Source organism: Shigella flexneri 2a str. 301, from assembly GCF_000006925.2.
Lineage (GTDB): Bacteria > Pseudomonadota > Gammaproteobacteria > Enterobacterales > Enterobacteriaceae > ECMA0423.
Genome location: NC_004337.2, coordinates 4,403,171 through 4,416,605, shown reverse-complemented (window position 1 = coordinate 4,416,605; position 13,435 = coordinate 4,403,171). Strand labels below are relative to the sequence as shown.

Below are 13,435 nucleotides of genomic sequence, written 5' to 3'. Positions count from 1 at the left end.
GGATTTCCATCAAGATTAGCGACGAACAGCGATTGCTTCGATCTCAATCTTCACGTCTTTCGGCAGACGGGCAACTTCAACGCAAGAACGTGCCGGGAAAGTGGCGTTGTGTTCGGTGAAGAAGGCTTCGTAAGTGGCGTTTACGGTTGCGAAGTCGTTCAGATCTTTCACGAACACAGTGGTTTTAACGATGTCGCCCACTTTCAGGCCAGCGGCTTCGACGATTGCTTTTACATTATCCAGCGACTGACGTGCCTGTGCAGCGACGTCTGCCGGTACTTCACCAGTTTTCGGATTTACCGGGATCTGACCGGAGGTGATGATCATATTGCCCAGATCAACGCCCTGTACGTAAGGACCGATAGCTGCCGGTGCATTTTCCGTCGCGATAGTTTTGCTCATGATTTCTCCTTTATTACAGCGGTAAAAAGTCTGGCTCATTATAGGGAGCCAGACTTTTATTACCAACCGCAATTAATTGGCCAGCACCACATTATGGGAAAACTCTTTTTCACAGTATTTGCATTTAAGCGCGATGTCATTGGCGCGTTTTCGCACGGCAAAGCTGGATGAAACCGGTTCGGCATGGCTGATACAGTTGCTGTTCGGGCAGACCAGCACATTGTCGATGCGCTCTGGCAGACTTGGGCGCGATTTACCCACCACTTCATAGTTGTCGATACGGTTAACCGTGGCTTGCGGTGCATACAATGCCAGTTGGTCTACTTGCTCTTCACTCAAAAAGGTATTTTCGATTTTGATCAGATCTTTGCGGCCCATCTCGCCAGAAGGCAAATTCAGACCAATGGTGATGCGCTGATCTGTTTCGGTCAACTTGAACAGACTCAACAGCTTAAAACCGATCTGGGCGGGGATATGGTCAATTACCGTGCCGCGTTTAATAGCTTCAACCTGCAATTTATTATCGTGTGTCATCTCTATTTCCCCTTACAGTACCAGATCGCGATTCAGAACCAGTGCCAGTAACGCCTGGCGAGCGAAAATCCCGTTGCCTGCTTGCTGGAAGTACCAGGCGTGAGGCGTTTTATCCACATCCGTCGCAATCTCATCAACACGCGGCAGCGGATGCAGCACTTTCATATTGGCTTTGGCGTTGTGGAGATCGCTGGCGCGAAGAACAAACTGCGCTTTCACGTTGGCGTACTCGGACGGGTCCAGACGCTCTTTTTGCACGCGGGTCATGTACAGGATGTCTACTTCCGCCATCACTTCTTCAATAGAGCTGTGCAGACTCCAGGCGATCCCTTTTTCATCGAGCATATCCAGAATGTATTGCGGCATTGCCAGCGCATCCGGCGCGATAAAGTAAAAACGGTTGCCGTCGAACTTCGCTAGCGCCTGGGTCAGGGAGTGAACGGTGCGGCCATATTTCAGGTCACCAACCATTGCGACGTGGAGATTGTCCAGACGCCCCTGGGTTTCCTGAATGGTGAATAAGTCCAGCAAGGTTTGCGTCGGATGTTGGTTGGAGCCATCACCGGCATTCAGTACCGGTACATTGCCAGAAAATTCGGTGGCTAGGCGTGCCGCACCTTCCTGCGGATGACGCATCACTATCGCATCGACGTAAGTGCTGATAACCGAAATGGTATCGGCCAGCGTTTCGCCTTTTTTACCCAGTGATGTATTGGCGCTGTCGGAGAAGCCCACCACGCTGGCACCCAGGCGGTGCATGGAAGTTTCGAAAGAGAGGCGGGTACGGGTAGAGGCTTCGAAGAAACAGCTGGCAATGACTTTGTGCTTCAACAGCTCTGGTTGCGGGTTTGCTTTCAGTTTCGCCGCTGTCGCCAGCACCAGATTAAGGTCATCGCGACTAAGGTCGTTTATGGAAATGATATGTTTCTGATATAGCGGATTAGCCATCTTTTATCTCCTGACACCTAGGCAAAAAAAAGCCCCTCGATTGAGGGGCTGGGAATGGGTGATCAACGGGAAGAAAAACGGCAGGCCAGCGTCTTTTTTCAGACGCGGTAAGACAAAATGTCGAACACACTGAACCATACATCCTCCCGGCAAATTGTCCGGCATTATACTCATAGCCAGAAGCGGTGCAAGCATTTGATGCAATATTTTGTCAGCGCAAACGGTTTATTTGAATTAAAAGTCAAAATATATGCATTTTTATTTTCTATGATTCTGGAGGGGAAGTGTCGTTCGGTATCAATAATTGCAGACATTTCCTGCTTTTTTCTTTTTCATTTTCACGCAATCAGAAATGCATTTTATTCCATTCATCCGACTTATAGGGCGGAGGGTGAAAACGAACGGCTAACACTATTGCTTATAGCTCAGGGATACGCGCTATCACTTTAATTTCAAAATCAAAGCCTGCCAGCCAGGTAACACCCACCGCCGTCCAGTTTGGATAAGGTGGGGCGCTAAATATTTCATTTTTCACCGTCATGATGTCTTCAGATTGTTTTTCCGGATCGGTATGAAAGCTCGTAACATCAATGATATCGTCAAAAGTGCATCCCGCAGCTGCCAGGGTCGCATGCAAATTATCAAAGGCCAGTCTGACTTGTTGCTGAAAATCGGGTTCTGGTGTTCCGTCCTCTCGACTTCCTACTTGCCCGGAAACAAACAGCAAATCGCCGGAACGAATAGCCGCAGAATAACGATGCTCAGCATACAGTGAATGTCGGCCAGCAGGGAAAACAGCGGTTCTTTCTACCATTTGGTTATCCTCAAGATTTACGACATGAACAGAAGATTTATATTTATCGGGAGCCGCTTTTAGGGGGACGACGTTAGTAAACAAAACCCAGACATCATGGATAATGGCTGGGCTTAATTGAGCGTAGTCGGTTATGCGCCAAACGCGCCATCAATGGTATGCATCGCGCCGGTAACAAAACTGGCTTCTGGCCCTGCTAACCATGCGACCATACCAGCGACCTCTTCCGGTTGCCCATGTCTTTTGATGGCCATAAAACTATGCAACATATCGCGCATTGGCCCGTTGGCGGGATTAACGTCGGTATCAATTGGTCCTGGCTGGACGACGTTGATGGTGATCCCTCGCGGTCCAAAATCACGGGCCAGCCCGCGCGCCATGCCTTGCAGGGCAGATTTACTGGCGGCATAAGCAGCCATGCCTGCAACAGGCATACGATCGCCATTCACGGAGCCGATGATTAAGATGCGCCCGCCTTCGGGCATCTGCCGGGCGGCTTCAACAGAGGCATGATAAGGAGCATGAATATTGATTTTGAAAAGGCGATCAATATCGTCGGCATTTAATTCCAGGGCATCGCCAAAGACGCCAATACCTGCATTTACCACCAGGATATCCAATGCGCCGCTCTTACGAACGACATCAATAACAGCGTCTCTGTCAGCACTATCTGTGAATACTGCTGTCGCTCCAGTCTCTTGTGCCAGACGTTCAGCGGCATCTTTCGACCCCGCATAGGTGAATCGTACATTGGCCCCATCGGTGACGAAACGACGTACGATAGCGGCACCGATTCCACGACTGCCACCGAGGATGAGAACTGTCTTACCGGTAAAAGCGCCCATAAGGACTCCTTGATTTATTATGTAACATGCATTACAAAACTGTTTTAACTTTCTGTCAACAGGTTTTGTAATGGTCACTAAAAAACAATCTCGCGTTCCAGGTCGTCCCAGACGTTTCGCTCCTGAGCAGGCAGTCTCTGCGGCAAAAGTGCTTTTTCACCAAAAAGGTTTCGATGCAGTAAGTGTCTCTGAAGTTACTGATTATCTTGGTATTAACCCCCCGAGTCTCTACGCGGCTTTTGGCAGTAAGGCTGGGTTATTTAGCCGTGTACTCAATGAATATGTCGGTACGGAAGCTATTCCGCTTGCCGATATTCTTCGTGATGATCGTCCGGTAGGCGAGTGCCTGGTTGAGGTATTAAAAGAAGCGGCGCGCAGATATAGCCAAAACGGCGGCTGCGCTGGCTGTATGGTTCTTGAAGGTATTCATAGTCATGATCCACAAGCGCGTGATATTGCCATTCAATATTATCACGCCGCAGAAACGACCATTTATGACTATATCGCCAGGCGGCATCCACAAAGCGCACAATGTGTGACTGATTTTATGAGTACCGTGATGTCAGGGCTTTCTGCGAAGGCACGGGAGGGGCACTCCATCGAACAACTCTGTGCAACAGCTGCCCTGGCAGGGGAAGCGATAAAAACTCTTCTCAAGGAGTGATGCTGGCCTTGATCCGAAAGGCGGGAACGCGCCTGCCGATAAGTTGTGATAAGACAATAATTCACGCGTTAAGGCTGGCGGAATTGATCATCTTTTCGTATAACGATAGAAATGAAACATTGTTTTAATTAAGGAGTGGAAAAGATGATCATCGGAAATATTCATAATCTTCAGCCGTGGCTACCCCAGGAGTTACGCCAGGCGATTGAGCATATCAAAGCACACGTTACGGCAGAAACGCCAAAGGGCAAGCATGATATCGAAGGCAATCGTCTGTTTTATCTTATCTCGGAAGATATGACCGAGCCGTACGAAGCTCGCCGTGCGGAGTACCATGCCCGCTATCTTGACATTCAGATTGTGTTAAAAGGTCAGGAAGGCATGACCTTCAGCACGCAACCTGCAGGCGCGCCGGATACCGACTGGTTAGCTGATAAAGACATCGCATTTTTGCCGGAAGGCGTTGATGAGAAAACAGTTATCCTAAATGAAGGTGATTTTGTTGTGTTTTATCCGGGGGAAGTGCATAAACCGCTGTGCGCAGTGGGCGCGCCAGCCCAGGTTCGCAAAGCAGTAGTGAAGATGCTGATGGCGTGATGACTTTTCGCCGTAAATAACTCCAGGTTTACGGCGAGTTTGTGAAAAGAGCGTTTTTTGATATTTTTTTGTGAGTAAAATTTGTAATGCTTAGACGTTCTTATTAACTCAAGGAGTTCGTCATGGGCAAAATATCAGATTTGAATTATTCTCAACACATTACATTAGCCGACAATTTTAAACAAAAAAATGAAGCCTTAGATACCTGGTATGTGGGAATGAATGATTTTGCCCGAATTGCCGGGGGGCAGAATAGCAGAAGCAATATTCTTTCTCCTAGAGCATTTTTGGAGTTTTTGGCAAAGATATTTACCCTGGGTTATGTGGATTTTAGCAAACGCTCCAACGAAGCGGGTAGAAATATGATGGCTCATATTGAGTTCTCATCTTATTCTAAAGATACTGATGGCAATGAAAAAATGAAGTTTTACATGAATAATCCTGAAGGGGAGCGAGCGGATTTATCTAAGGTGAAGATAGAAATTACACTTGCCTCAGCTTCTACTAAAGGGATTCGTGAAGGACATACAGTCATTATATTTAAACAATCTGATGGTTCGACTAATCGTTATGAAGGGAAGTCTTTTGAAAGAAAAGATGATAGTTCATTACACCTGATTACTAACAAGGTTCTGGCGTGTTACCAACGCGAAGCTAACAAGAAAATAGCGCGTCTATTAAATAATCATCAGAAGTTAAATAATATACAGGAGTTAAATGATTCGCAGGAGTTAAATAATTCACAGAAGTTAAATAATTCGCAGGAGTTAAATAACTCGCAGGTGAGTTGTAAAGGTTCAGTTGATTCTACGATTACGGATTTATTAGAAAAAGCATTGAATAAAGGGTAATGACTCCAACTTACTGATAGTGTTTTATGTTCAGATAATGCCCGATGGCCTTGTCATGCAGCTCCACCGATTTTGAGAACGACAGTGACTTCCGTCCCAGCCTTGCCAGATGTTGTCTCAGATTCAGATTATGTCGCTCAATGCGCTGAGTGTAACGCTTGCTGATAACGTGCAGCTTTCCCTTCAGGCGTGATTCATACAGCGGCCAGCCATCCGTCATCCATACCACGACCTCAAAGGCCGACAGCAGGCTCAGAAGACGCTCCAGTGTGGCCAGAGTGCGTTCACCGAAGACGTGCGCCACAACCGTCCTCCGTATCCTGTCATACGCGTAAAACAGCCAGCGCTGACGTGATTTAGCACCGACGTAGCCCCAATGTTCGTCCATTTCAGCGCAGACAATCACATCACTGCCCGGTTGTATGCGCGAGGTTACCGACTGCGGCCTGAGTTTTTTAAGTGACGTAAAACCGTGTTGAGGCCAACGCCCATAATGCGTGCACTGGCGCGACATCCGACGCCATTCATGGCCATATCAATGATTTTCTGGTGCGTACCGGGCTGAGAGGCGGTGTAAGTGAACTGTAGTTGCCATGTTTTACGGCAATGAGAGCAGAGATAGCGCTGATGTCCGGCAGTGCTTTTGCCGTTACGCACCACGCCTTCAGTAGCGGAGCAGGAAGGACATCTGATGGAAATGGAAGCCACGCAAGCACCTTAAAATCACCATCATACACTAAATCAGTAAGTTGGCAGCATTACCCATCTTTATAGAGATATTAATTATTTAATTTACTGAGCGTCGCGACCATCACCGCTTTGATGGTATGCATGCGGTTTTCCGCCTGATCAAATACAATGCTGGCGGCAGATTCGAAGACCTCATCAGTCACTTCCATTCCGCCATGTAGGCCAAACTCTTCCGCCATTTTTTTGCCAAGCGTCGTTTGGTCGTCATGAAACGCGGGCAGGCAATGGAGGAATTTGACCTCCGGGTTACCGGTCAACTGCATCATCTTGCTGTTCACCTGATAATCACGCAGTAATGCAATGCGTTCAGCCCATTTTTCTTTTGCTTCACCCATCGACACCCATACATCGGTATAGATAAAGTCAGCACCTTCAACTCCTTTAGCTACATCTTCCGTCAGCGTAATATTCCCGCCATTTTGTTGTGCCAGGGCGCGGCATTCCGTAACCAGCGCAGCTTCTGGCCAGCATGCCTGTGGCGCGACCAGACGCAAATCCAGACCGGTAAGCGCCGCAGCTTCGAGCATCGAATTGCCCATGTTGTTACGTGCGTCACCTGCATAGACCAGCGTCATTTCGTTGAATGCTTTACCGGGTAAATGCTCCTGCATGGTGAGGAGATCCGCCAGCAACTGCGTGGGGTGAAACTCATTGGTCAGGCCGTTCCATACCGGCACGCCAGCGTATTCCGCCAGTGTTTCGACAATCTCCTGACCATAGCCGCGATACTGAATACCGTCATACATGCGACCAAGCACGCGGGCAGTGTCTTTAATCGACTCTTTATGACCAATCTGACTACCGCTTGGGCCAAGATAAGTAACGCGAGCCCCCTGGTCATATGCGGCAACTTCGAAAGAGCATCGGGTACGAGTCGAGTCTTTTTCGAAGATGAGCGCGATGTTTTTACCAGTGAGTTTGGCTTCTTCTTTACCGCTTTTCTTATCAGCTTTCAGCTTCGCGGCTAACTGCAGCAGGCTGTTGAGTTCAGCTGGCGTGAAATCGAGTAATTTCAGGAAATGCTTATGATAAAACCCGGACATAGATCCCTCCTGTGGCTAACGCCTCAATGAATTAAAACTCAATTTATGTGTATTATTATTCATTTGCAAGTCTAAAGCATAAATCTTTGTCACAAAGGTGGAGGCAATGTCAGTGGTGTGTGACAATAAGAGTATCGGCAGGACATTAAGAGGAATGAGCCATGGCAAACCCGGAACAACTGGAAGAACAGCGTGAAGAAACACGTTTGATTATTGAAGAATTACTGGAAGATGGCAGCGATCCGGACGCGCTGTACACCATCGAACACCATCTTTCCGCAGACGATCTGGAAACTCTGGAAAAAGCGGCAGTTGAAGCGTTTAAACTCGGTTACGAAGTGACCGATCCAGAAGAGCTGGAAGTTGAAGATGGTGATATCGTGATTTGCTGCGACATCCTCAGCGAGTGCGCGTTGAATGCCGATCTGATCGATGCCCAGGTTGAACAACTGATGACGCTGGCGGAGAAATTTGACGTTGAGTACGACGGTTGGGGCACTTACTTTGAAGATCCTAACGGCGAAGATGGCGACGATGAAGATTTTGTCGATGAAGACGATGACGGGGTTCGCCACTAATTAATTGATTAAAATGCCCGATAGCACATACTAGCGGGCATTTTTTTAGAGTTCGCGTAGCATCCGCACTTCACAATCGACATGGCCCGTGCAGCCAAGCGCATAGTCGATATGCTCAAAGCCCAAATGCTCATAAAGCGCAATGGCTTCCTTTAAAAAAGCGGTCGTTTCCAGATAGCAGCGTTTGAAGCCCATCTCTCGTGCCTGCTCCATCGCCATTAAGGCCAGTTTTTTCGCTAGCCCTTTACCGCGAATAGCGGGAAGAAAGTACATTTTCTGCAGTTCGCAAATGTCCGCTTCACTACCTGTTAATGGCGCAATCCCGCCGCCGCCGACCACTTCGCCATTGTATTCAACCACCCAATAAGCATGGCCAGGCTGGCTGTACACTTGATACAGTTCGTCGAGATTCGGATCGGCAACGGTGTAGCCTTTATCGGCGGTAAGACCATACTCTGCGTAAACCTGACGGATGACGCTGGCGATAGCAGGATTATCCTGCAGCGTCAGGCGACGCATTACAGGTGATTGCGGCGCAATGTTATTCATAGTTTAACCCAATAAAAATAAAGTAATTATACATTTGTTTAATACCACTCTCTTCTTACGTGCGCAAGCGTCTTATAAAGCAATAAAGTTTTTGCCAGCCTATTACTGATAAGAGTATTGTAACGTGGCAGAACATTTTACTGTCTGTATCTATAAATTATATCAATGGATTTTTTAATTCAGGGGATTTTTATGGCTCAAGTTATTAATGAAATGGATGTTCCGTCCCATTCTTTTGTTTTTCATGGTACAGGTGAGAGATATTTTCTTATTTGTGTGGTGAATGTGTTGTTAACGATTATAACGCTAGGTATCTATTTACCATGGGCATTAATGAAATGTAAGCGTTATCTTTATGCTAATATGGAAGTTAACGGACAACGATTTTCTTATGGAATTACCGGTGGGAATGTTTTTGTTAGTTGTCTTGTTTTTGTTTTTTTCTATTTCGCAATCTTAATGACAGTGTCAGCAGATATGCCGCTTGTTGGCTGTGTTTTGACTTTGTTACTGTTGGTTTTGCTTATATTTATGGCAGCAAAAGGACTGCGTTATCAGGCCTTAATGACCAGTCTCAACGGCGTAAGATTTAGTTTTAATTGCTCTTTGAAAGGGTTCTGGTGGGTAACCTTTTTCTTGCCGATTTTAATGGCCATTGGGATGGGGACTGTTTTCTTTATCTCGACAAAGATGCTACATGCCAATAGTTCAAGTAGTGTTATTATATCTGTGGTTCTGATGGCAATAGTTGGTATTGTTTCCATTGGTATTTTTAATGGTACTTTATATAGCCTGGTAATGAGTTTTCTCTGGAGCAATACCAGTTTCGGTATACATCGTTTCAAGGTGAAATTAGATACTGCGTATTGTATAAAATATGCCATCCTCGCATTTTTAGCTTTATTACCTTTTCTCGCTGTTGCTGGTTATATTATCTTCGATCAAATATTAAATGAGTATGATAGTTCTGGGTATGCAAATGATGATATTGAGAATTTACAGCAATTTATGGAAATGCAACGTAAAATGATAATCGCGCAGTTAATTTATTATTTTGGGATTGCTGTTAGCACCAGTTATTTAACGGTGTCGTTGCGAAATCATTTTATGAGCAACCTGTCACTGAATGATGGGCGTATTCGTTTTCGCTCAACTTTAACGTACCACGGTATGCTTTATCGCATGTGTGCGTTGGTGGTGATATCCGGGATTACGGGTGGTCTGGCTTACCCACTGCTGAAAATATGGATGATTGACTGGCAGGCAAAAAATACGTATTTGCTGGGCGATTTGGATGACCTTCCTTTAATCAATAAAGAAGAACAACCAGATAAAGGCTTCTTAGCCAGTATTTCTCGGGGAGTTATGCCTTCTTTACCATTTCTGTAAGAGATAAAAAAGGCCGGAGCATGCTCCGGCCTTCGTTTTCATCACTGTGTTGATTACAGTGCGGCGATAACAGCCTGCTGTTCAATCAGCTTGGCTTTCGCTTCTGCATAACCTTCCAGCTTCTCACGCTCTTTCGCGATAACCGCTTCCGGTGCGCGGGCGACAAAGCCTTCATTTGCCAGCTTGTTCTCGATGCGGCTGATTTCACCTTCGATCTTCGCCACTTCTTTCGCCAGGCGCGCCAGCTCATCTTCTTTGTTGATGAGGCCAGCCATCGGGATCAGCAGCTCTGCGCCGTCGATGATCTTGGTAACGGAAACCGGACCTTTGTCATCGGCAGGCAGCACGGTGATGCTTTCCAGACGCGCCAGCGTTTGCAGGAAGCCACGGTTTTCATTTACGCGACGTTCTGCATCCGCGCTGCAACCACGCAGCAGCAGCTCCAGCGGTTTGCCCGGCGCGATGTTCATTTCTGCACGGATGTTACGTACAGCAACGATCGCCTGTTTCAGCCACTCGGTGTCGGCCAGTGCGGCTTCATCAACCTGAGATGCATCATACTGCGGGAACGGCTGCAGCATGATGGTGTCGGCAGTGATACCGCAAAGTACTTTCACACGCTGCCAGATGGTTTCGGTGATGAACGGAATGATCGGATGCGCGAGGCGCAGCAGACCTTCCAGTACAGTCACCAGCGTATGGCGAGTACCGCGCAGTTCGGCTTCTGTTCCACCGTTCATTACCGGCTTGGTCAGCTCCAGATACCAGTCGCAGAACTGGTTCCAGGTGAACTCATACAAAATGCCTGCGGCGATATCGAAGCGGAAGCTGTCCAGCGCTTCGCGGTACGCTTTGATAGTCTGGTTGAACTCCGCCAGAATCCAGCGGTCCGCCAGCGATAGCGTCATTTCGCCGCCGTTGAAGCCGCAATCCTGACCTTCTGTGTTCATCAGCACAAAGCGGCTGGCGTTCCACAGCTTGTTACAGAAGTTACGGTAGCCTTCCAGACGCTTCATATCCCAGTTGATGTCACGACCGGTAGACGCCAGCGCCGCCAGGGTGAAGCGCAGGGCATCGGTGCCGTGCGGCTCAATGCCGTTCGGGAACTGTTTCTCGGTGCGCTTACGGATTTTGTCCGCCAGCTGCGGCTGCATCATATTGCCGGTGCGTTTTTCCAGCAGTTCTGGCAGCGAAATACCGTCAACCATATCCAGCGGGTCAATAACGTTACCCTTGGATTTGGACATCTTCTGACCTTCGTCGTCACGAATCAGACCGGTCATGTAAACAGTGTGGAACGGCACCTGCGGTTTGCCATTTTCATCTTTGATGAAGTGCATGGTCATCATGATCATGCGGGCAATCCAGAAGAAGATGATGTCGAAACCAGATACCATCACGCTGGTTGGGTGGAACTGACGCAGGGCGTCGGTATTTTCCGGCCAGCCAAGGGTAGAGAAGGTCCACAGTGCAGAAGAGAACCAGGTGTCGAGAACGTCTTCGTCCTGACGCAGGGCAACGTTGGCACCGAGGTTATTTTCCTTGCGCACTTCTTCTTCGTTGCGGCCAACATAAACATTACCCGCTTCGTCATACCATGCCGGGATACGGTGACCCCACCACAGCTGACGAGAGATACACCAGTCCTGAATATCGCGCATCCAGGAGAAGTACATGTTTTCGTACTGCTTCGGTACGAACTGAATGTCGCCGTTCTCAACCGCTTCAACTGCCGGTTTCGCCAGTACATCGGCACGCACGTACCACTGGTCGGTCAGCATCGGTTCGATAACCACGCCGCCACGGTCGCCGTAAGGAACGGTCAGGTCGTGCGGTTTAATTTCTTCCAGCAGGCCGAGTGCATCAACCGCAGCAACGACTGCTTTACGTGCAGCAAAACGCTCGAGTTTCTGGAACTCTGCCGGGATCTCGCTGGAATAAACGTCAGATTCGTTACCTTTGGTATCGAACACCTGGGCGCTTTCACGGATATCACCGTCAAAGGTCAGGATGTTGATCATCGGCAGGGCGTGACGTTTACCGACTTCATAGTCGTTAAAGTCGTGCGCCGGTGTGATCTTCACGCAGCCGGTGCCTTTTTCCATGTCGGCGTGTTCGTCGCCAACGATCGGAATACGACGGTTAACCAGCGGCAGAATGACATATTTGCCAATCAGATCTTTGTAACGCGGATCTTCCGGGTTAACAGCTACACCGGTATCGCCCAGCAGGGTTTCCGGGCGAGTGGTCGCAACCACCAGATAATCTTTACCGTCTGCGGTTTTCGCGCCGTCAGCCAGCGGATAGCGGATGTGCCACATCGAACCTTTCGATTCGCGGTTTTCCACTTCCAGGTCAGAAATAGCGGTACGCAGTTTCGGGTCCCAGTTTACCAGGCGCTTGCCACGGTAAATCAGGTCTTCTTTATACAGACGAACGAAAACTTCTTTCACCGCATTGGACAGGCCTTCGTCCATGGTGAAGCGTTCACGCTCCCAGTCGACGGAGTTGCCGAGACGGCGCATCTGACGGGTAATGGTGCCGCCAGATTCCGCTTTCCATTCCCAGATTTTGTCGATGAAAGCTTCGCGGCCGTAGTCGTGACGGGTTTTACCTTCTTCTGCGGCAATCTTGCGCTCAACGACCATCTGGGTAGCGATCCCGGCGTGGTCAGTACCGACCTGCCACAGGGTGTTTTTGCCCTGCATGCGCTGATAGCGGATCATGGTATCCATGATGGTTTGCTGGAAGGCGTGACCCATATGCAAACTGCCGGTGACGTTCGGCGGCGGGATCATGATGCAGAAACTTTCCTGGCTTTCATCGCCATTAGGCTTAAAGTAGCCCTGCTTTTCCCAGTGCTCGTAAAGCGGCTGTTCGATATCTTGTGGGTTGTATGTCTTTTCCATTATTTCCAGGTTGCCGTATTCAGGTTGAAACCAGCCACGCGGTAGGCTTTATAGCGTTCGCGCGCCAGTTGTTTCAGAGAATCTTCATAAGGAACGAAGTCTACCACTTCTGTGAAAGCGGTGGCAAAATCTGCAAAGCTTGTTCGCAGACTAATCAATATATCGCGCGGGCTGCTGCTGCGTTTTTGCGGCCAGGCGATCTCCACCGGCGCACTGCCGCGCGGTCCTTCTCCCGCTAAATTATGCGGAACAAAGCTTTCTGCCGGACGCGCCCACAGGGCTTCATCCAGCCGGTAAGCCTGCTTTTCATCTTCACAGGCGATGAGTACGCGCTTACCGCTGCGCCAACGTTCTGCGGCAATTTCACACACCAGTTGCTCAACGGCGCTTAAGCCATCGACGGTGGTGTCATTGTCCAGAAGGTAGAACGTTGCGTTTTTCATATATGGGGCTTCTTGTGGTGGATTTAAATATTGCTGCATTCCTCACCCTGAAAGATGAGCAATGAATTTCTATTGCGCTCGATCGGTTCCCTCTCCCTTAGGGAGAGGGTTAGGGTGAG

16 protein-coding genes, 1 pseudogene and 2 other annotated features are annotated in these 13,435 nt (G+C 48.5%); of the genes and pseudogenes, 5 read left to right on the top strand and 12 right to left on the bottom strand.

The features are described from left to right. Positions 1-15: 15 nt before the first annotated feature. From yjgF to yjgI, 6 genes are all read right to left on the bottom strand, one after another. Positions 16-441 carry a hypothetical protein gene (yjgF, locus tag SF4247; protein NP_709958.2) on the bottom strand — a complete coding sequence of 142 codons (426 nt, stop codon included), beginning with the start codon at positions 439-441 and terminating at the stop codon, positions 16-18. Between the two features lie 33 nt (positions 442-474). Next, complete coding sequence (gene pyrI / locus SF4246; RefSeq protein ID NP_709957.2) at positions 475-936, bottom strand: aspartate carbamoyltransferase; 462 nt, start codon at positions 934-936, stop codon at positions 475-477. A 12-nt stretch (positions 937-948) separates the two neighbouring features. Then, entirely contained in the window at positions 949-1,884 is a 936-nt protein-coding gene (gene pyrB, locus SF4245) for an aspartate carbamoyltransferase (protein NP_709956.1), read from the bottom strand. 3 nt (positions 1,885-1,887) lie between these two features. Beyond that, the gene (gene pyrL, locus SF4243; RefSeq protein ID NP_709955.1) at positions 1,888-2,022 is read right to left on the bottom strand and encodes a pyrBI operon leader peptide; all 135 of its coding nucleotides are present in this window, start codon (positions 2,020-2,022) and stop codon (positions 1,888-1,890) included. Positions 2,023-2,302: 280 nt separating this feature from the next. Beyond that, a complete protein-coding gene (yjgH, locus tag SF4242; RefSeq protein ID NP_709953.2) occupies positions 2,303-2,698 on the bottom strand; it encodes a hypothetical protein in 396 nt (131 codons plus the stop codon). Positions 2,699-2,829: 131 nt separating this feature from the next. Continuing rightward, the gene (gene yjgI / locus SF4241) at positions 2,830-3,543 is read right to left on the bottom strand and encodes an oxidoreductase (protein ID NP_709952.1); all 714 of its coding nucleotides are present in this window, start codon (positions 3,541-3,543) and stop codon (positions 2,830-2,832) included. Between the two features lie 70 nt (positions 3,544-3,613). Between yjgI and yjgJ the strand changes: the two genes are divergently transcribed. From yjgJ to yjgL, 3 genes and pseudogenes are all read left to right on the top strand, one after another. Continuing rightward, complete coding sequence (gene yjgJ / locus SF4240) at positions 3,614-4,207, top strand: hypothetical protein (RefSeq protein ID NP_709951.3); 594 nt, start codon at positions 3,614-3,616, stop codon at positions 4,205-4,207. A gap of 144 nt (positions 4,208-4,351) precedes the next feature. After that, positions 4,352-4,804 (top strand): hypothetical protein, encoded by a 453-nt coding sequence (yjgK, locus tag SF4239; RefSeq protein ID NP_709950.2) that lies wholly within the window; start codon positions 4,352-4,354, stop codon positions 4,802-4,804. A gap of 86 nt (positions 4,805-4,890) precedes the next feature. Continuing rightward, positions 4,891-5,648: a sequence feature (Similar to Escherichia coli K12 conserved hypothetical protein gi: 1790702 (617 aa). BLAST with identity of 90% in 252 aa. This CDS has been truncated. The sequence has been checked and is believed to be correct.), on the top strand. Continuing rightward, positions 4,891-5,648 (top strand): annotated as a pseudogene (gene yjgL, locus SF4238). Its footprint overlaps the feature before it by 758 nt. 2 nt (positions 5,649-5,650) lie before the next feature. Continuing rightward, positions 5,651-6,418 (bottom strand) — a mobile genetic element. On the opposite strand, the gene insB reads toward yjgL, so the two are convergent. The 3 genes from insB to argI form a co-directional block, all read right to left on the bottom strand. Next, the gene (gene insB, locus SF4237; RefSeq protein ID NP_709949.1) at positions 5,666-6,061 is read right to left on the bottom strand and encodes an insertion element IS1 protein InsB; all 396 of its coding nucleotides are present in this window, start codon (positions 6,059-6,061) and stop codon (positions 5,666-5,668) included. (Overlaps the previous feature by 396 nt.) Then, positions 6,088-6,363, bottom strand: a complete 276-nt coding sequence (insA, locus tag SF4236) for an insertion element IS1 protein InsA (RefSeq protein NP_709948.1) — start codon at positions 6,361-6,363, stop codon at positions 6,088-6,090. It lies within the feature at positions 5,651-6,418. A 16-nt stretch (positions 6,419-6,434) precedes the next feature. Beyond that, positions 6,435-7,448, bottom strand: a complete 1,014-nt coding sequence (argI, locus tag SF4235; RefSeq protein NP_709947.1) for an ornithine carbamoyltransferase subunit I — start codon at positions 7,446-7,448, stop codon at positions 6,435-6,437. Between the two features lie 161 nt (positions 7,449-7,609). Here argI and yjgD point away from each other — a divergent pair, with 161 nt between their 5' ends. Beyond that, a complete protein-coding gene (gene yjgD, locus SF4234) occupies positions 7,610-8,026 on the top strand; it encodes an RNase E inhibitor protein (protein NP_709946.1) in 417 nt (138 codons plus the stop codon). A 45-nt stretch (positions 8,027-8,071) separates the two neighbouring features. Here yjgD and SF4233 read toward each other — a convergent pair whose 3' ends face one another. Further along, positions 8,072-8,575, bottom strand: coding sequence for a hypothetical protein (locus SF4233; RefSeq protein NP_709945.1), 504 nt, complete (start codon positions 8,573-8,575; stop codon positions 8,072-8,074). 192 nt (positions 8,576-8,767) lie between these two features. Between SF4233 and yjgN the strand changes: the two genes are divergently transcribed. Then, complete coding sequence (gene yjgN, locus SF4232; protein ID NP_709944.2) at positions 8,768-9,964, top strand: hypothetical protein; 1,197 nt, start codon at positions 8,768-8,770, stop codon at positions 9,962-9,964. A 53-nt stretch (positions 9,965-10,017) separates the two neighbouring features. Here the strand turns inward: yjgN and valS are convergent, their stop codons facing one another. Both valS and holC read right to left on the bottom strand, forming a co-directional pair. Next, complete coding sequence (valS, locus tag SF4231) at positions 10,018-12,873, bottom strand: valyl-tRNA synthetase (RefSeq protein ID NP_709943.1); 2,856 nt, start codon at positions 12,871-12,873, stop codon at positions 10,018-10,020. Next, complete coding sequence (gene holC / locus SF4230) at positions 12,873-13,316, bottom strand: DNA polymerase III subunit chi (RefSeq protein ID NP_709942.2); 444 nt, start codon at positions 13,314-13,316, stop codon at positions 12,873-12,875. The genes valS and holC overlap by 1 nt, the downstream gene beginning before the upstream one ends. Positions 13,317-13,435 lie beyond the last annotated feature (119 nt).

What these genes read in the sequence shown, in the direction of transcription:
- yjgF (NP_709958.2), bottom strand. Translation starts at nt 441, where the DNA reads ATGAGCCAGACTTTTTACCGCTGTAATAAAGGAGAAATCATGAGCAAA.
- pyrI (NP_709957.2), bottom strand. Translation starts at nt 936, where the DNA reads ATGACACACGATAATAAATTGCAGGTTGAAGCTATTAAACGCGGCACG.
- pyrB (NP_709956.1), bottom strand. Translation starts at nt 1,884, where the DNA reads ATGGCTAATCCGCTATATCAGAAACATATCATTTCCATAAACGACCTT.
- pyrL (NP_709955.1), bottom strand. Translation starts at nt 2,022, where the DNA reads ATGGTTCAGTGTGTTCGACATTTTGTCTTACCGCGTCTGAAAAAAGAC.
- yjgH (NP_709953.2), bottom strand. Translation starts at nt 2,698, where the DNA reads ATGGTAGAAAGAACCGCTGTTTTCCCTGCTGGCCGACATTCACTGTAT.
- yjgI (NP_709952.1), bottom strand. Translation starts at nt 3,543, where the DNA reads ATGGGCGCTTTTACCGGTAAGACAGTTCTCATCCTCGGTGGCAGTCGT.
- yjgJ (NP_709951.3), top strand. Translation starts at nt 3,614, where the DNA reads ATGGTCACTAAAAAACAATCTCGCGTTCCAGGTCGTCCCAGACGTTTC.
- yjgK (NP_709950.2), top strand. Translation starts at nt 4,352, where the DNA reads ATGATCATCGGAAATATTCATAATCTTCAGCCGTGGCTACCCCAGGAG.
- argI (NP_709947.1), bottom strand. Translation starts at nt 7,448, where the DNA reads ATGTCCGGGTTTTATCATAAGCATTTCCTGAAATTACTCGATTTCACG.
- yjgD (NP_709946.1), top strand. Translation starts at nt 7,610, where the DNA reads ATGGCAAACCCGGAACAACTGGAAGAACAGCGTGAAGAAACACGTTTG.
- SF4233 (NP_709945.1), bottom strand. Translation starts at nt 8,575, where the DNA reads ATGAATAACATTGCGCCGCAATCACCTGTAATGCGTCGCCTGACGCTG.
- yjgN (NP_709944.2), top strand. Translation starts at nt 8,768, where the DNA reads ATGGCTCAAGTTATTAATGAAATGGATGTTCCGTCCCATTCTTTTGTT.
- valS (NP_709943.1), bottom strand. Translation starts at nt 12,873, where the DNA reads ATGGAAAAGACATACAACCCACAAGATATCGAACAGCCGCTTTACGAG.
- holC (NP_709942.2), bottom strand. Translation starts at nt 13,316, where the DNA reads ATGAAAAACGCAACGTTCTACCTTCTGGACAATGACACCACCGTCGAT.